The organism is Bordetella genomosp. 5, from assembly GCF_002261315.1.
Taxonomy (GTDB): Bacteria; Pseudomonadota; Gammaproteobacteria; order Burkholderiales; family Burkholderiaceae_B; genus Bordetella.
Genome location: NZ_NEVP01000001.1, coordinates 929,535 through 945,042 on the forward strand (window position 1 = coordinate 929,535; position 15,508 = coordinate 945,042).

General features: G+C 66.3%; 18 protein-coding genes. 6 read left to right on the top strand and 12 right to left on the bottom strand.

Features of this window, described 5'->3' with window-relative positions; translation table 11 throughout:
• Nucleotides 1-74 precede the first annotated feature (74 nt).
• On the top strand, nt 75-539 hold the full coding sequence (locus CAL25_RS04305; RefSeq protein ID WP_094798667.1) for an Lrp/AsnC family transcriptional regulator: 465 nt from the start codon (nt 75-77) through the stop codon (nt 537-539).
• Here the strand turns inward: CAL25_RS04305 and CAL25_RS04310 are convergent, their stop codons facing one another.
• On the bottom strand, nt 540-1,067 hold the full coding sequence (locus CAL25_RS04310; protein ID WP_094798668.1) for an MgtC/SapB family protein: 528 nt from the start codon (nt 1,065-1,067) through the stop codon (nt 540-542).
• 149 nt (nt 1,068-1,216) lie between these two features.
• On the opposite strand from CAL25_RS04310, the gene CAL25_RS04315 reads away from it, so the two are divergent.
• Complete coding sequence (locus tag CAL25_RS04315; RefSeq protein ID WP_094798757.1) at nt 1,217-1,966, top strand: TerC family protein; 750 nt, start codon at nt 1,217-1,219, stop codon at nt 1,964-1,966.
• Between the two features lie 13 nt (nt 1,967-1,979).
• Here CAL25_RS04315 and CAL25_RS04320 read toward each other — a convergent pair whose 3' ends face one another.
• Nucleotides 1,980-2,795 carry an alpha/beta fold hydrolase gene (locus CAL25_RS04320; RefSeq protein WP_094798669.1) on the bottom strand — a complete coding sequence of 272 codons (816 nt, stop codon included), beginning with the start codon at nt 2,793-2,795 and terminating at the stop codon, nt 1,980-1,982.
• 82 nt (nt 2,796-2,877) lie between these two features.
• On the opposite strand from CAL25_RS04320, the gene CAL25_RS04325 reads away from it, so the two are divergent.
• Nucleotides 2,878-3,375 (top strand): YbaK/EbsC family protein, encoded by a 498-nt coding sequence (locus tag CAL25_RS04325; RefSeq protein ID WP_170948376.1) that lies wholly within the window; start codon nt 2,878-2,880, stop codon nt 3,373-3,375.
• Between the two features lie 55 nt (nt 3,376-3,430).
• On the opposite strand, the gene CAL25_RS04330 is transcribed toward CAL25_RS04325, so the two are convergent.
• From CAL25_RS04330 to CAL25_RS04375, 10 genes are all read right to left on the bottom strand, one after another.
• Complete coding sequence (locus CAL25_RS04330) at nt 3,431-4,222, bottom strand: ABC transporter ATP-binding protein (protein ID WP_094798670.1); 792 nt, start codon at nt 4,220-4,222, stop codon at nt 3,431-3,433.
• A complete protein-coding gene (locus CAL25_RS04335; protein WP_094798671.1) occupies nt 4,219-5,295 on the bottom strand; it encodes a FecCD family ABC transporter permease in 1,077 nt (358 codons plus the stop codon). The genes CAL25_RS04330 and CAL25_RS04335 overlap by 4 nt, the downstream gene beginning before the upstream one ends.
• Complete coding sequence (gene ybgF / locus CAL25_RS04340; RefSeq protein ID WP_094798672.1) at nt 5,295-5,990, bottom strand: tol-pal system protein YbgF; 696 nt, start codon at nt 5,988-5,990, stop codon at nt 5,295-5,297. The genes CAL25_RS04335 and ybgF overlap by 1 nt, the downstream gene beginning before the upstream one ends.
• Nucleotides 5,991-6,076: 86 nt before the next feature.
• Nucleotides 6,077-6,577, bottom strand: a complete 501-nt coding sequence (pal, locus tag CAL25_RS04345; RefSeq protein WP_094798673.1) for a peptidoglycan-associated lipoprotein Pal — start codon at nt 6,575-6,577, stop codon at nt 6,077-6,079.
• Nucleotides 6,578-6,608: 31 nt separating this feature from the next.
• Complete coding sequence (gene tolB, locus CAL25_RS04350; protein WP_094798674.1) at nt 6,609-7,922, bottom strand: Tol-Pal system beta propeller repeat protein TolB; 1,314 nt, start codon at nt 7,920-7,922, stop codon at nt 6,609-6,611.
• A gap of 16 nt (nt 7,923-7,938) precedes the next feature.
• A complete protein-coding gene (tolA, locus tag CAL25_RS04355) occupies nt 7,939-9,129 on the bottom strand; it encodes a cell envelope integrity protein TolA (protein ID WP_094798675.1) in 1,191 nt (396 codons plus the stop codon).
• A gap of 30 nt (nt 9,130-9,159) precedes the next feature.
• The gene (gene tolR, locus CAL25_RS04360; RefSeq protein WP_094798676.1) at nt 9,160-9,621 is read right to left on the bottom strand and encodes a protein TolR; all 462 of its coding nucleotides are present in this window, start codon (nt 9,619-9,621) and stop codon (nt 9,160-9,162) included.
• Nucleotides 9,621-10,292, bottom strand: coding sequence for a protein TolQ (tolQ, locus tag CAL25_RS04365; RefSeq protein WP_094798677.1), 672 nt, complete (start codon nt 10,290-10,292; stop codon nt 9,621-9,623). Before tolQ ends, tolR begins: the two co-directional genes overlap by 1 nt.
• Before the next feature lie 2 nt (nt 10,293-10,294).
• The gene (gene ybgC, locus CAL25_RS04370) at nt 10,295-10,717 is read right to left on the bottom strand and encodes a tol-pal system-associated acyl-CoA thioesterase (RefSeq protein WP_094798678.1); all 423 of its coding nucleotides are present in this window, start codon (nt 10,715-10,717) and stop codon (nt 10,295-10,297) included.
• A 52-nt stretch (nt 10,718-10,769) separates the two neighbouring features.
• Nucleotides 10,770-12,500, bottom strand: coding sequence for a proline--tRNA ligase (locus CAL25_RS04375; protein WP_094798679.1), 1,731 nt, complete (start codon nt 12,498-12,500; stop codon nt 10,770-10,772).
• 65 nt (nt 12,501-12,565) lie between these two features.
• Between CAL25_RS04375 and CAL25_RS04380 the strand changes: the two genes are divergently transcribed.
• The 3 genes from CAL25_RS04380 (at nt 12,566) to CAL25_RS04390 (ending at nt 15,408) form a co-directional block, all read left to right on the top strand.
• The gene (locus tag CAL25_RS04380) at nt 12,566-13,141 is read left to right on the top strand and encodes an RNA pyrophosphohydrolase (RefSeq protein WP_094798680.1); all 576 of its coding nucleotides are present in this window, start codon (nt 12,566-12,568) and stop codon (nt 13,139-13,141) included.
• Nucleotides 13,122-13,811 carry a response regulator gene (locus tag CAL25_RS04385; protein WP_094798681.1) on the top strand — a complete coding sequence of 230 codons (690 nt, stop codon included), beginning with the start codon at nt 13,122-13,124 and terminating at the stop codon, nt 13,809-13,811. Before CAL25_RS04380 ends, CAL25_RS04385 begins: the two co-directional genes overlap by 20 nt.
• 73 nt (nt 13,812-13,884) lie before the next feature.
• Nucleotides 13,885-15,408, top strand: coding sequence for a sensor histidine kinase (locus tag CAL25_RS04390; RefSeq protein ID WP_249278936.1), 1,524 nt, complete (start codon nt 13,885-13,887; stop codon nt 15,406-15,408).
• Nucleotides 15,409-15,508 lie beyond the last annotated feature (100 nt).

The following is a 15,508-nucleotide window of genomic DNA, read 5'->3' on the forward strand; positions in this document are numbered from 1 at the left end:
CGGGAATTCCCCGGAAGCGGAGAATTTTCCGCTGTATATTCCGTGTTCAGGAAAAGATAATTTTCGGGTGATCCATGGGTGCTCGTCTCGACGATACCGACCGCAAGATTCTGCGCGCCCTGCGCGCCGACGGCCGGCTGACCAACATCAAATTGGCGGAACAGGTGGGCCTGTCGCCCACGCCGTGCTGGAACCGGGTGCGCGCCCTGGAAGAGGCGGGGGTGATCGAGGGCTACACGGCCTTGCTCAATCAGAAAGCCCTGGGCCTGCCCGACACGGTGATGATCGAAGTCACGCTCGAGCACCACGACGACGACACGCTGGAACGCTTCGGCGCGCAGATCGCCGAGCTGCCCGAAGTGGTGGAGGCCTTTCTGGTGACCGGCGACTACGACTACCTGATCAAGGTGGCGGTCGCCGGCACCGAGGGCTATGAGCAATTTCTGCGCAAGCGGCTCTACAAGCTGCCCGGGGTGCGGCACAGCCGTTCGACCTTCGTATTGCGGCGCCTGAAGCAGACGGCGTCGGTCGCGCCCTGATCACTGGCGCGGCGGCCGCGCCTCGGCGATCACGCTTTTTTCGTTGTTGGCCGCGATGTGTTTTTCCCAGCGATGGATCACCGCCAGCACGAACAGCGCGATGAGCGTGCTCACCACCGCAGTGGCCTCGCGGCCCATGCCGGCCGCCACACCGACCGCGGCCGTGAGCCAGATGCTGGCCGAGGTGGTCAGCCCGTGAATCTCGCGTTCGCCCGAGAGCTTGATGATGGCGCCCGCGCCCAGGAAGCCGATGCCGGCGATCACGCCCTGCAGCACCCGGCTCAAGTCGGCCACTTCCATGCCATTCTGGACCGGCACCAGCACGAACAGCGCGGCGCCGAGCGCCACCAGCATGTGGGTCCGCAGGCCGGCCGGCTTGCCGCTGCGTTCGCGTTCATAACCGATCATGCCGCCCAGAATCGTGGCCACCAGCAAGCGCAGAATCACGCGTGTCGCCTCGCCCACGTCGGGGATATCCGCAAACTCGCCACGCACGGTAAACCAGATTTCCTGCCACACGGATTCCATCGAGTACTCCAGCCGATCCGCGCCTTGCGCGGACACTTCGTTTCAGGTTGATTCGAGCATAACCGTAGTCATGCGGCGCGGCTATCATAGGCCGACAGCGCAGACCGCCCATGCGGGCATCGTACGGACCCACGGAGTTCCAAGAGATGATGGATTACCTGCTTTCGCTCGCTCAATCCCCCGCCGCCTGGGCCGCTCTGGCCACCCTGATCGCCATGGAAGTCGTGCTCGGCATCGACAACCTGATCTTCATTTCCATCCTCACCAACAAGCTTCCGCCCGAGCAGCGCAGCCGTGGCCGCCGCATCGGCATCGGCGCGGCACTGATCCTGCGCCTCGCACTGCTGGGCACCGTGGCGTTCATCGTGCGCCTGAACACGCCGGTGTTCGAGCTGTTCGGCCAGGGCTTTTCGTGGCGCGACATCATTCTGATCGCGGGCGGCCTGTTCCTGGTCTGGAAGGCCACCCGCGAAATCCATCATCACGTCGACCCCACGCCCAGTGGCGACGTGTACGACAGCTCGCGCCAGACCATCGGCTTCGGCGCCGCGATCGGGCAGATTCTGATGCTGGACCTGGTGTTCTCCGTCGACAGCATCATCACGGCGGTCGGCATGACGCCGCACATTCCGATCATGGTGATCGCCGTGGTCGTGGCCGTGGCGGTGATGCTGCTGGCGGCCGATCCGCTCGCGAAGTTCATCGAGCGCAACCCCACCATCGTGATGTTGGCGCTCGCCTTCCTGCTGATGATCGGCATGGTGCTGGTGGCCGAGGGCTGCGGCGCGCACGTGCCCAAGGGCTACATCTACGCGGCGATGGCGTTCTCGGCGTTGGTCGAGGGCCTCAACATGCTGGCGCGCCGCGCGCGCCAGCGCCGCGGCGGTGCCGCGCATTGAGTGCAGCCGCGGGTCAGGCGCCCAGAAAATCCAGGATCGCCTGATTGAAGGCGCGGGGGTTGCCGAGGTTCATGCCATGCGATGAACCGGTGATCGCCACGCGCTGCGCCTGCGGCATCAGCGTCTGCAGGCGTTCGATGAAGGCGGGATAGGGCGGCGGGCTCAGCGCGCCGCCGATCAGCAGCGTGGGCAGCCCGAGCGCCGCGAGCGCGTCGAGGTCCAGCGGGGCGGGCGGTTCCACCGCCTGGCCCAGCAGCGTCGCTGCGTTGTCGCGCACCATGTCCTTGAACCACGGCACCATGCGGCGCCAGGTGTCGGGCCCCGTCACGGTATCGATGAAGAGCGCCAGGCCGGTGTCCGCGTCGCCGGCGCGTATGTGCTCGAGCGCGCGCTGACGGAAATCGCCCCGCTCATCTTCGCCGGGCAGCGACAGCCCGGGGTCGGCCAGGATCAGGCTGCGCACCAGGTCCGGGCGGGCAAGCGCCACATCGATGGCGATGCGGCCGCCACGGGAATGCCCCACGAGATGGGCGGGCTCGCCGGCCACCGTTTCGATCAGGGCGCTCACGTCGGCCGTGTGCTGGGCGATCGAGAAGTCCGCGCCCTCGCCATCCCACGCTTCCGGCCAATAGTGCCGCAGCGAGGGCGCCAACACGCGGAACTGCCGTCCGAGCGGCCCCAGCTGCGGCTTCCAGTAGCGGCAGTCGCACAAGGATCCGTGGATCAGCACCATCGGCGCGCCCTGGGCGTTGCCCGTGGACTCGGTGTAGGTGAGCGGATAACCGTCGAGCGCGACGGTCTGGAGGTCGAGTTGAGGTTCGGAACGCATGGGTCGGTCTTGCCAGCAAGCCTGGGATTCTAGCGCCGCGATACACTTTGCGCAGTCAACAGGTCCCGAGGAGACGATTGCGATGGATGTGCCCGATCTGGAATCCCTGCCCGAGTCGGCCCGCCGTGTGGCGCGCTTGCTGCAAGAGCTTGGACACGACCGGCCCGTGGTGATGCTGCCCCAGACGGGCAAAACCTCCGCGGAGGCCGCCGCCGGCCTGGGCTGCGAAGTGGCGCAGATCGCCAAATCGATCATCTTCCGCCGCCTCTCCGACAACGCGCCGGTGCTTGTCGTGGCCAGCGGCATCAACCGGGTCGACGAGGCCAAGGTCGCCGCGCTGGTGGGCGCGCTGGGCAAGGCCGATGCGCGCTTCGTGCGCGAGGCCACCGGCTATGCCATCGGCGGCGTATGCCCGATCGGCCATGCCACCAAGCCCGTGATGCTGCTCGACACCGATCTGTTCCGTTACGACAGCCTGTGGGCCGCGGCCGGCCATCCGAACGCGGTGTTCAACCTCACGCCGGATCAGCTGGCCCGCATGACCGGCGCGTCGCAAGCCGATGTGGCGCAACGCGCCTGAGCCTGCCGCAGCGCCAGCTCGCCTCGCACCCGCCGCGCGTCGGCAGAGCCCCCGCTCAGTGCAGCCCGGTGCTCAGCCCATCGACCAGCACGTGCGGCCGTCCCGACGAGCAGCGCTCCACGCGCGCGGCGATGCCGTACACGTCGGCCAGCCCCGGCGCGGTGATCACCGCCTCGGGCGCGCCGCTCGCATGCAGGGCGCCCGCCCGGATCATCCACACATGATCCGCGTGCTGCAGGGCCGCGTTCAGGTCATGCAGCGCCGCCACGGTGATGAGGCCGTGTTCGCGCGTTTCCTGGCGCAGCAGCGTCATCACGTGAAACTGGTAGTTCGGGTCGAGCGCCGAGAGCGGCTCGTCGAGCAGCAGCACGCGCGGCCGGCGGATCAACGCCTGTGCCAGACCCACCAACTGCTTCTGTCCGCCCGACAGTTCATCGAGAAAGCGCAGCGCGAGATGCGCGATGCCCAGCCGTTCCAGCAAGGCCGTGATGGCCGTGAGGGCAGGCGGGCCCTCGGCCGGCGGATGCGCGCGGGCGGCGGCCAGCACCGACTCGATCACGCGCAGGTGCACGTCGGCCGGCAGGCCCTGCGGCAGATACACCAACCGTTGTGAGCGCGCGCCCGCGTCCAGCACCGTCAGGTCCTGATCTCCCAGCAGCACCGCGCCGCCGCGCGGCGGCACCAGTCCCGCCATGGCCCTCAGCAGCGTGGATTTGCCGCTGCCGTTCGGGCCGAGCAGCGCGGTCAGCGAACCCGGCGCGAGCGGGCCGGCATCCAGGCCCGCGATGATGTCGGGCGCGCGGCCGTAGCCGGCCCGAAGCGCGCGCAACTGCAGCGTGGCGTTCATAGCGAGGCCTGCCGGCGCAGCAACACCGCCATGAAGAACGGCACGCCGACCAGCGCGGTCAGGATGCCGACGGGCACGATCACGCCGTCGAGCAGGTTCTTCGACAACAGGGATGCGGCGGACAGGATCAGCGCGCCGGTCAGCGCGCTGCCCGGCAGGAAATATCGGTGGTCTTCGCCGAACAGGCGTCGCGCGATGTGCGGCGCGACCAGCCCGATGAAGCCGATGGTGCCGACAAACGCCACGGCCAGGCCGGACAGCACGCTCACCCGCGCGATGGCGCCGAGCCGCACGCGGCGCACGTCCACGCCGAAGCTGGCGGCGCGCTCTTCACCGAGGCGCAAGGCCGTCAGTCGCCAGGCCTGCGACAGGGCGAACGGCAGGGCCGCCGCCAGCGCCACGGCCATCAGCGCCACGGTGCCCCAGTTGGCGCGCGTCATGCTGCCCAGCGTCCAGAACACCAGATTCTGCAAGGCCTGCGCGCTCGCCACGAACTGGATCAGCGAGGTCAGGGCATTGAAGCTGAAGACGAGCGCGACACCGAACAGCACGATGGCGGCGGTACCAATGCCGCGCCGCCGGGCCACGGCGTCGAGCAGCAGGCCGCAAAGCGCGGCGAACAGGAAAGCATTGACCGGCACCAGCCAGTCCAGCGGCAGCCCCGGCACGCCGGTCTGCAGCACGATGGCGAGCGAGGCGCCCAGCGCGGCCGCCGACGACACGCCGAGCGTGTAGGGGCTGGCGAGCGGATTGTTCAGGATGGTCTGCATCTCGGCGCCGGCCAGGCCGAGCGCTGCACCGACCAGCGCGGCCATGGCGGCTTGCGGCAGGCGGATGTCCCAGACGATCACCCGCGTGCTGGCGTCGGCCGCATCGGGGGATAGCAGGGCGGTGAACAGATCGGAGAGGGTGAGGCCGGACGGCCCGAGAAGAATGTCGGCGGCCAGACAGGCCAGCGCGACGGCCAGCAGCACGAGGGCGTGCAGCCGGCGCCGGCCGGCGAGGCCGCGATAGGCGGCGGCCGTTGGATCGGCCGCCGTCGGCTCGTCGGCGCGCGCCGGCGGACCTGGCATTACTGCAGCAGTTGCAGGCGGCTCTTGGCCGTGTTGGCGGCCGGCGCGGTGGGGTAGTCACGCACGATGCGTTGCAACGTGGTCTTGGCGCCCGCGCGGTTGTTCATCTCGATCTGGCTGCCGGCGATCACGAGCAGCGCATCGGGCGCGCGCGGATTGTCGGGCGAGTTCTGGATCAGGGTGTTGAGCTGCTCGATCGCGCCCTTGAAGTCTTTCATGGCGTAGCGGCTGCTACCCAGATAGAACTGCGCGGTCGGGGCGAGCGGGCTCTTGGGATAGAGCGCGACGAACGCGGCGAGCGATTCGGCGGCGTCCTTGTATTGCGCCTTGCGGAACAGGTCGATGGCGCCGTCGTAGGCGGCCTGTTCCTGCGGGTCGGCGGCATTCACGCCGGGCGGATTGCCCGCGTGTTGCTGCTGGCCTTGCGCGCCGCCCGAGTTGGGCTGCTGGCGCGAGACGAGTTCGAGTTGGTCGCGCAGTTGCGCGATTTCCTGCTGCAGCGATTGGATCTGGTCGGCCAGTTGCAGGCGCGCACGCTGGTTTTGTTCGTTCTGTTGCTGCACCTGTTGGCGCAGTTCGAGGATGGCCCGGCGGGCTTCATCGTCGGCGAAGGCATGGGCGGGGGCCGCCAGGCCGGCACAAGCGAGGCTTGCGCTCAGGACCAGGGATCGCATGGACAGGACTCGATCTCGCATAAAAATTCCAGGTCTTGAAAAGCAGAACGTCGGGACGGCCGGTTGACCGTCCCGACGCAGGGTGGGGCACTTACAGTCGCGAGGACTTAGCGCTGATACGAGATATCAGCGCGGCGGTTTTCCGCGAAGTCAGCTTCAGACGAGCCGCTCGCCTTGGGCTTTTCTTTGCCGAAGGAGATCGTTTCGATCTGATTGTCGGTTACGCCGAGCAGCGTCATCATGCGACGGACAGCATCGGCACGACGCTGGCCCAGGGCCAGGTTGTATTCCGCGCCACCGCGTTCGTCGGTGTTGCCTTCGATCTTGATGCGCTGTTGCGGATGCGAAGCCAGGTAACGGGCGTGGGTTTCGACCAGGCCGCGGTATTGGTCCGACACCGTGTAGCTGTCGAAGTCAAAGTACACCGAGCGCTGTTGCGCCAGGATGCTTTGGGGGTTGAAGGGATCCAGGATCTGGCCGGAGGCCGACGAGCCCTGGCCGGAGCCGCTGCCCTGACCAGCTTTGTCGTCGAGAGGGACGGAGCTGCAAGCGGCCAGCGTGGCAGCAAGAGCAGCGATGGTCAGGCTTTTGGCAATGCGCGACTTCATGATAGTTCCTTTCTAAAGAGAGTCACACGTGTTATCGGGTAAATGGGCCCCACGTTGGTTCACGTATTTCCCCATTCAGGACTGACAGAGTCTGCCGCACGCGGCCATCGCTCGAGACTCCTGCAAGAACGCTACGTCCATTTTGGATGGTGGCGTAGAGGACCTGCATTCCATTCGGGGCGAAACTCGGCGACTGATCGTCACGACCATCGGTCAGCAGGTTTTCGGTCCCGGAGGACAGGTTCAGCGAGGCGATCCGAAACGCGCCGTCTCGTCTTGCAACGTACAGCAGCGTCGATCCATCGGGGGAAATTCGGGGTGAAATGTTGTAACCACCGTTAAATGTGAGGCGGCGTGCGTCGCCACCATCCAGGCCGGTTTGATAGATTTGCGGCCCGCCACTGCGGTCACTGGTAAAGATAATGGAACGGCCGTCAGGCGTAAAGTTCGGCTCGGTGTCAATCCCGGGAGAACGTGTAATACGGCGCATATTTGAGCCACCTGCCGCATTGACGATGTAAATTTGCGACAGCCCGTCACGCGTCAGGGCCACGGCGAGCTGGCTGCCGTCGGGCGACCACGCGGGTGCGCTGTTGTTGCCCTTGAAGTTGGCGACCGGCACGCGCGCGCTGGTGGCGAGCGTGTGCGAGTACACCACCGGCTTGCCCGACTCGAAGCTCACGTAGGCGAGCTTGCTGCCATCGGGCGACCAGGACGGCGAAATGATGGGTTCGCGCGAGCGCAGCGCGACTTGCGGATTCTGACCGTCGGCGTCGGCAACCTGCAGCTCGTACGTGCTGCCTTGCTTGAGCACGTAGGCGATGCGGGTCGAGAACACGCCGCGCACACCGGTGATCTTTTCGTAGATGCGGTCGGCGATCTGGTGCGCCACGCGGCGCAGCTCTTGTTCGGTGCCGGAGAACGCGACGCCGTCGAGCTGGCCCTTCTTGACCGTATCGCCGAGGCGATAGCGGACGTCGTAACGGCCGTCGGCCGTGCGGGTGATCGTGCCATAGGCGATGAAGTCAGCGCCACGGCCACGCCAGTCGTCGTAGGCGAGCTGCGAATCGACATTCAGGTTGGCGCCGGCGGCGTTGATCAGGCGGAACTGGCCCGTGCGGGTCAGATCGGCGCGAATCACTTCGGCCAGCGCGCGGCCTCGCGTGTCATCGCCGGCGAAGTCGGCGATGGCTACGGGGTACTGAGTGGCTCCGGTGCCGGAAATGTCCACGCGCAATTGTGCGTGGGCCGGATGCCAGGCCAGCATGGCGGCGACAAGCAGCACCAATGCGAGGCCATACGATCGCAAGATCCCCGGCAGGGTGCGTCGGGATGCGGGTGTCATGGTCGGCGATCTCCTGTCAATCATACATACGGTATACAACGTCGATGATGGGCTCGTAGCGGCCCGTCGAAGGCTTGGGGAACGGATTGCATCGGCGGATGCCGGTCTCGACCGCGCGGTCGAAGCCGGTATTGCCCGATGAGGACGTGAGCGTCACGCCCTTGACCGATCCATCATTACTCAACTGTACCCGGTATTGGGCGGTCGGATTGGACGATCCGGCACGCGGCGGGGTCGGATATGCCACGCCCGGCTGCACGCAGGCACGCACCTTGGCGCCGTAGCCGTCGTCGCGACCACCACCCGCCTGGTTGCGATCCGCCGTGCCACCCGGGATGCCGGCGGCGCCCAGGGCATCGTTGCGGAACGCGTCGCGCAGTGCCTTGTCGGCGGCAGCCTTCTTGGCGGCTTCTTCCTTGGCCTTTTTCTCGGCGGCGGCCTTTTCGGCGGCCGCCTTCTCAGCGGCGGCCTTCTTGGCAGCCTCTTCCTTGACCTTCTTCTCGGCAGCCGCCTTCTCGGCAGCGGCCTTTTCGGCGGCTTCCTTCTTCTCGGCGGCTTCCTTCTTGGCGGCCTCTTCCTTCGCCTTCTGTTCGGCGGCGGCCTTTTCGGCAGCGTCCTTCTTGGCCTGCTCTTCCTTGGCCTTCTTCTCGGCGGCCGCTTTCTCGGCGGCAGCCTTCTCGGCCGCGGCCTTTTCGGCAGCCTTGCGCTCCTGCTCGATGCGCTGCTTTTCCTTCAGCTCGGCGGCCTTGCGCTCTTCTTCGAGACGCTGCTTTTCCTTGGCGGCCTCGGCGGCTTCACGCGCCTTTTCCTCTTCCTCGCGCTTCTTGCGTTGGGCTTCGAGCGCGATTTCGGGATCCGGCGTCTCCTTGGGCTGCTGCGTCTGTTGCGGCGGCGGGGGAGGCGGAGGCGGAGGGGGCGGAGGCGGCGGCGCGGGATCCGGCTCGGGCGGAGGCGTGGGCGTCGGGTCCGGCTTGGGCTCGGGCGTGGGGTCTTCCTTGGGCGGCGGGGGCGACACCGGCGAATTGCCGTCCGCCCACAGCTCGACCTGCACCGGGCCCGGATTCTCCGAACGCCAGTTCACGCCGAAAATCAGCGCGATCAGGAGCAGGACGTGCACCCCCACCGCGAGGCCGAGGGCCTTGCGGTTGTCCTGCTTTTCGGGCGTGGCAGGGGCGGTGTCGTCGTGCTTGAAAAGAGGTGGCGTCATGAGCGTCGCAAAGGCTGGCGCGGCGGCCGATTAACGTTTCTGGGCGGGTTTCGCCTGGCTTTGAGCTGCGCCGCCCTGGTCGACCAGCAGGCCCAGCTTGGTGATGCCGCTGGAACGCAGTTCGTCCATGACCTTGACCACCTGTTCGTAGGGCACCTTGCCGTCGGCGGCGATCACCACCGGCGTATCGGCCGTGATGCGCGACTGCACTTCGGAGACCAGCGCCGTGGACGCGATCTCGGTCGGCGTGGCGCCCGGCTCGCGCATGCGCACCGAGATCTTGCCGGCCTCGTCGATCTGCACCTCGAGCGGCGTGGCAGGCACGTCGGACGCCTGCCCCACCGAGGGCAGCTGAATCAGACCCGGGGTGATCAGTGGCGCGGTCACCATGAAGATCACGAGCAGAACCAGCATCACGTCGATATAGGGAACGACGTTGATGTCGGCCTTCATGCGGCGGCTCGAACGGCCGCCCGAGCGTACCGAGGGCATCAGCGCACCTGCCGTTGCAGAATATTCAGGAATTCGTCGACGAAGCTATCGAAGCGGATCGACAGACGGTCGATGTCGTTGGTGAAGCGGTTGTAGGCCACCACCGCGGGGATGGCGGCGAACAGGCCGATGGCGGTCGCGATCAGCGCTTCGGCAATGCCGGGCGCGACGGAAGCCAGCGTGGCCTGCTGCATGTTCGACAGGCCGATGAAGGCGTGCATGATGCCCCAGACCGTGCCGAGCAGACCGATGTACGGGCTGACCGAGCCGGCCGAGGCCAGGAAGTTCAGGTGCGATTCCAGGGAATCCATCTCGCGCTGGTAGGCGGCGCGCATGGCACGGCGCGGGCCGTCCAGCATGTCGCCAGCGCCACCGCCGCGGCGGGCCTTCAGGAATTCGGTCATGCCGGCATCGAAGATGCGGGCGAGGGCGCCCTGTTCGTCGCGGCGCGAGGCGACCGCCTGTTGCAGCATGGCCAGATCGCCACCCGACCAGAAATCGTCTTCGAAGCGGCGGGTCTGCTGATGCGCACGCTTGATGGCCATGCGCTTCGCAAAGATGTAGGTCCAGGACAGGATGGAAATGCCCAGAAGCATCAACATGATGAGCTGTACCGGCACGCTAGCGTGCGAGATCAGCGAAAGCAACGACATGTCGTTGGTGACTTGCATGGTTATCCCTGAAGAAATTCCAGTTTTGCACGTAGCGCGGGCGGCAACTCGGCCGGGCGCATGCGAGCCGAGTCGACGCAACACACTTGGATTTGCCCTTCGGCCAGCAGTTCCCCGTCTCGCGAGGCGCGCTGCGCGAAGTTTATCGAAGCTCCGCCCAAACGTGTAACACGACTGGTGATTGTCAGTAAGTCATCAAGACGGGCGGGCTTGCGGTACGCCATGTCCAGGTTGGTCACGACGAACAGCCGCCCCTCGTCGCGCGCCAGGTTGGATTGCTCCACGCCGAGCTCGCGCAGCCATTCGGTGCGCGCGCGTTCGAAGAACTTCAGGTAGTTGGCGTAGAAAACCACCCCGCCGGCGTCGGTGTCTTCGTAGTAGACACGGATGCGCAGGGTGGATTCGGCGGGCGTCGAAGAACTCACGATGGATGAAGACGGCGTAGTAACCCGGGCCAGAGTGGCCCGGGGGCGCAGTCTACAGCGTTTCGAGCTTGTCCAGTACAGTTTGCAGCGCGCTTTCTGCAGGAATCTTCGCGGCCTCGCTTTCGCGGCGTGCCTGCACCTCGATCACGCCATCGTTCAGGCCGCGTTCGCCCACGGTGACCCGCAGCGGCACGCCGATCAATTCCCATTCGGCGAACATCACGCCCGGGCGCGCATCGCGGTCATCGAGAATGACGTCCACGCCCCGTGCCTTGAGCGACTCGTAGAGCTCGGTGGCCTTGTTACGAACGGTTTCGCTTTTGCCCCAGCCCACCGGGCAGATCACGACCTCGAAGGGGGCGATCGCGCGCGGCCAGATGATGCCGCGGGCGTCGTGGTTCTGCTCGATGGCGGCGCCCACGATGCGGGTCACGCCGATGCCGTAGCAGCCCATCTGCATGATCGCCGGCTTGCCGGTCTCATCCAGGAAGGTGGCCTTGAGCGCCTGGGAGTACTTGGTGCCCAGGAAGAACACATGACCCACTTCGATGCCGCGCTGGATGGCGAGGTGGCCCTTGCCGTCGGGCGAGGGGTCGCCTTCCACGACGTTGCGCAGATCCGTCACCAATTCGGCCTCGGGCAGGTCACGGCCCCAGTTGACGCCACGGATGTGGAAGTCTTCGCGGTTGGCGCCGCAGACGAAGTCGGCCATGTTGGCAACGGTGCGGTCGACCACCAGGCGCACCGGGCGCACGGTGTTCAGCGGGCCGAGATAGCCCGGCTTGCAACCGAAATGCTCGACGATCTCGGCTTCGGTGGCGAAGCGGTAACCCGCCAGACCGGGCACCTTGGACGCCTTGATCTCGTTGAGTTCGTGGTCGCCGCGCAGCAGCAGCAGCCACACCTGGACCGGCTTGCCTTCCTCTTCGGTGGCCAGCACGATCGATTTGACCGTCTGGGCCAGCGGCATGCCCAGCAGCTTGGCCACGTCTTCGCACTTGGCCGCGCCCGGGGTGGGCACGTCGGCCAGCGGCTCGCCGGGGGCGGCGCGTTGCGGCAGCAGGTTGGGCGCTTCGGCCAGCTCGATGTTGGCGGCGTAGTCGGACTCGGGGTTGTAGACGATCAGGTCTTCGCCGGTGTCGGCGATCACCTGGAATTCATGGCTGCGCGTGCCGCCGATCGAACCGGTATCCGCCGCCACGGCGCGGAATTCCAGGCCCAGGCGGTTGAAGATACGCATGTACGCGTCGTACATGATGTCGTAGCTGCGCTGGGCGCCGGCCTCGTCGCGATCGAACGAGTAGGCGTCTTTCATGGTGAATTCACGGCCGCGCATCAGGCCGAAGCGCGGACGGCGCTCGTCGCGGAATTTGGTCTGGATGTGATAGAAGTTGATCGGGAGCTGGCGGTAGCTCTGGATCTCGTTGCGCGCGATGTCGGTGATCACCTCTTCGGAGGTCGGCTGCAGCACGAAGTCGCGCTGGTGGCGATCCTTGATGCGCAGCAGCTCGGCGCCGTACTGCTCCCAGCGGCCCGACTCCATCCAGAGCTCGGCCGGCTGCACCACCGGCATCAGCAATTCGATGGCGCCGGCGTCGTTCATCTCGGAACGGACGATGTGCTCGATCTTGCGGATCACCTTCAGGCCCAGGGGCATGTAGGAGTAGATCCCGCCCGCGAGTTTGCGGATCATGCCCGCCCGGGTCATCAACTGATGACTGGCGACTTCCGCCTCGGCGGGGGCTTCTTTGAGGGTGTTGAGATGGTAGTTGGATGCGCGCATGTTTAAAGGTGGCAGCAGATACGTATAATCAACTGTAATTGTATTGAATTCGGTGGGGGTGGCCCATGCTTGACCGCGAAGGCTACCGCCCCAATGTCGGCATCATTCTCGTCAATGGCAAAAACGAGGTCTTTTGGGGGAAGCGAATCCGGGAACATGCCTGGCAATTCCCGCAGGGCGGCATCAAGTACGGCGAAAGCCCGGTGCAAGCCATGTATCGCGAACTCCATGAAGAGGTGGGCCTGAAGCCCGAGCATGTCCGCATTTTGGGGCGTACACGTGATTGGCTACGTTACAACGTGCCAGATCACTTCGTCCGGCGTGAGTGGCGCGGCCACTATAAAGGACAAAAACAGATTTGGTTCCTGTTGCGGCTCGTGGGCCGTGACAGCGATGTGTGCCTGCGCTCGACGCAGCATCCGGAGTTCGATGCCTGGCGCTGGAGCCAGTATTGGGTGCCGCTCGATGCCGTGATCGAGTTCAAGCGCGAGGTTTATACCCAGGCTTTGAACGAGTTGGCGGCCATTCTTTTCCGCCGCCATCACGAGACCCGGTACCTGCGCCAGCGTGTGCATGGTCCGCGGACCTCGACGGACAATCAGCCAGCTGAAACAGACGGTCATGCGCATATTGCTGGTTGAAGACGAACGCGACATGGCGTCGTGGTTGATGCGTGCGCTCGCGCAAAGCGGGTTCCTGCCCGACCACGCGCCCGACGCGCGCACGGCCGAAGGCCTGATGGCGGGCAACGAATACGACGCGATCGTCATGGATCTTCGCCTGCCCGACAAACACGGGCTGGTGTTGCTGCGCGAGATGCGCAACCGCGACGACCGCACCCCGGTGCTGCTCCTGACGGCGCAGGGCGCCTTGCAGGATCGCGTTCGCGGGCTCAATCTGGGCGCCGACGATTTCCTGACCAAGCCCTTCGCGCTCGAAGAACTCGAGGCACGCCTGACCGCCCTGGTGCGGCGCAGCCGGGGCCGTCAGCATCCCCGCTTGCAGTGCGGATCGCTGTCCTACGACGGCGAGAGCCGCGCGTTCACGCTCGACGGCTCGCTGCTGTTCCTGACGCCGCGTGAACACGCGGCGCTGGCCGCATTGCTCACGCGCAGCGGCTACCCGGTCGACAAGACCCAGCTCTTCGGCAAGGTCTTTACGCACGATAGCGAAGCCAATCCCGATGCGATCGAGGTCGTTCTGCACCGCCTGCGCAAGAAGCTCGCGGGCAGCGACGTGCGGATCGTGACGGTGCGCGGGCTGGGCTACATGCTGGAAAGCGCGGTCAGTGAGCCCGCCAAGGAAGAGTAGCCCCGACAGCGGGGACGACGCCGCCGACGCTGGCCCGGGCACCCTCCGGACGGCGTTCGCGCAGCGCTGGCGCATGCCGCTGGTGGGGATTCGCGCGCTGCTGATTTCGCTGCTGTTGCCGGGCGTCGTCATGCTGCTCGTCATCGACAGCTGGAACGACTACCGCACGCTCTCCACCATCACCAACGAAGCGTACGACTCCGCGTTGCTCGAGCCCGCCCGCGTGCTCGAAAGCAGCCTGGAGTTCCTGCCCGATGGCGAGCTGCAGGTCGCCACGCCGCTCTACGCCCAGGTGATGCTCGAGTCGCGTGCCGGGCTGCGCAAGTACTACCGCATCGAAGAAATCGATCCGCCCTGGCCTGAAGGCAGCAAGACCGGGCCGGCCGCGGAGGGCCGCTCGCTGGCCGGCATGCCCGAGATGCCGCGGCCGCCGGTCTGGCCGGTCGGCAACGGCAACCCGATCTTCTACGACGCCGTCTATCGCAACGATCCCGTGCGGGCCGTCGCCGTGTTGCGCGATCTCTATTACCGCGGCACGCATCGTCAGGTGCTGGTGGTGGTGGCCGAAAGCATCGGCAAGCGGGTGGCCGCCGAAGCCAGCGCACAGCGCCAGGAAGTGCTGCGCGACGCCCGCATGCTCGCCCTCGTGGCGTTGCTGGTCTGGTGGGGCGTGAACTGGGCATTGCGTCCGCTGGTGCGACTGCGCAACGACATCCGCTCGCGCTCGCCCGACGATCTCACGCCTCTCGATGCCGCGCGCGTACCGAGCGAGGTCGCGCCCCTCGTCGAAGCGGTCAACCACCACATCGCCCGTCATCGCCGCGTGATCGACGAGCAATCGCAGTTTCTCGCCGATGCCTCGCATCAGTTGCGCACGCCGCTGGCCATCATGCTGACCCAGGCGCAATATGCGCTGCGCGAACGCGATCCCACGCGCGCTCAGGAGGGTCTGCGCGCCATCGTCGATCAGCTCGGCCGCACGCGCCGGCTCACCGAACAGTTGCTCTCGCTCGCGCACGCCAGCCAGGCCGACCCCACGCCACGCCAGCAGCTCGATTTCAATGAGCTTGCACGCAACGTGGTGCTGCAGTATCTGCCGCTGGCCCATGAAAAGCGGCAGGATCTCGGCTGGGTCGATGTACGCGGTGACGATGCCGGTCCCGACACCGATGGCGATGCCATCGTGCCGGTCCTGGGCAGCGAGGCGGAGCTGCACGAGGTGATGTCCAACCTCGTGCACAACGCCATCAATTACGCGCCCGTGGGCGCGCGCATCACCGTGTCGGTGGTGCGCGTCGAAGGCCGCGCCGAGTTCGTCGTGTCCGATGACGGCCCCGGCATCGCGCCGGTATTGCGCAGCCGCGCCTTTGCGCGTTTCGACCGCATCGACGCCGAGCGCGGCAGCAGCACGTCGGGTTCGGGACTGGGCCTCGCCATCGCCCGCGCCTTCGCGCGCCGCAACGATGGCGACATCGAATTGCGTGACGGCGAGCCCAACAATCAGGGCGGCACCGGCCTCGCCGCCGTCTTCTGGATCCCCTTGCTCAGTGATAACCCTGGGATTCAGGAGGCCGACAGCGCAAAGAAAGCTGTTTAGCAGCTTCGCTTCGTATTCTCCTCGCGTGTCCCCGCAACGGGACGACGGCATCCGCATTCCAGGGTGCCGTGTTACGAGCCGCGCATCCGCGCGCGAGGAG

Coding starts and splice junctions, on each gene's coding strand:
- CAL25_RS04325 (WP_170948376.1), top strand. CDS start 2,878: ATGGATGTGCCCGATCTGGAATCCCTGCCCGAGTCGGCCCGCCGTGTG.
- CAL25_RS04310 (WP_094798668.1), bottom strand. CDS start 1,067: ATGGAATCCGTGTGGCAGGAAATCTGGTTTACCGTGCGTGGCGAGTTT.
- CAL25_RS04390 (WP_249278936.1), top strand. CDS start 13,885: ATGCCGCTGGTGGGGATTCGCGCGCTGCTGATTTCGCTGCTGTTGCCG.
- CAL25_RS04305 (WP_094798667.1), top strand. CDS start 75: ATGGGTGCTCGTCTCGACGATACCGACCGCAAGATTCTGCGCGCCCTG.
- tolQ (WP_094798677.1), bottom strand. CDS start 10,292: ATGCAAGTCACCAACGACATGTCGTTGCTTTCGCTGATCTCGCACGCT.
- CAL25_RS04375 (WP_094798679.1), bottom strand. CDS start 12,500: ATGCGCGCATCCAACTACCATCTCAACACCCTCAAAGAAGCCCCCGCC.
- tolB (WP_094798674.1), bottom strand. CDS start 7,922: ATGACACCCGCATCCCGACGCACCCTGCCGGGGATCTTGCGATCGTAT.
- CAL25_RS04315 (WP_094798757.1), top strand. CDS start 1,217: ATGGATTACCTGCTTTCGCTCGCTCAATCCCCCGCCGCCTGGGCCGCT.
- ybgF (WP_094798672.1), bottom strand. CDS start 5,990: ATGCGAGATCGAGTCCTGTCCATGCGATCCCTGGTCCTGAGCGCAAGC.
- CAL25_RS04320 (WP_094798669.1), bottom strand. CDS start 2,795: ATGCGTTCCGAACCTCAACTCGACCTCCAGACCGTCGCGCTCGACGGT.
- pal (WP_094798673.1), bottom strand. CDS start 6,577: ATGAAGTCGCGCATTGCCAAAAGCCTGACCATCGCTGCTCTTGCTGCC.
- CAL25_RS04335 (WP_094798671.1), bottom strand. CDS start 5,295: ATGCCAGGTCCGCCGGCGCGCGCCGACGAGCCGACGGCGGCCGATCCA.
- tolR (WP_094798676.1), bottom strand. CDS start 9,621: ATGCCCTCGGTACGCTCGGGCGGCCGTTCGAGCCGCCGCATGAAGGCC.
- CAL25_RS04385 (WP_094798681.1), top strand. CDS start 13,122: ATGCGCATATTGCTGGTTGAAGACGAACGCGACATGGCGTCGTGGTTG.
- CAL25_RS04380 (WP_094798680.1), top strand. CDS start 12,566: ATGCTTGACCGCGAAGGCTACCGCCCCAATGTCGGCATCATTCTCGTC.
- tolA (WP_094798675.1), bottom strand. CDS start 9,129: ATGACGCCACCTCTTTTCAAGCACGACGACACCGCCCCTGCCACGCCC.
- CAL25_RS04330 (WP_094798670.1), bottom strand. CDS start 4,222: ATGAACGCCACGCTGCAGTTGCGCGCGCTTCGGGCCGGCTACGGCCGC.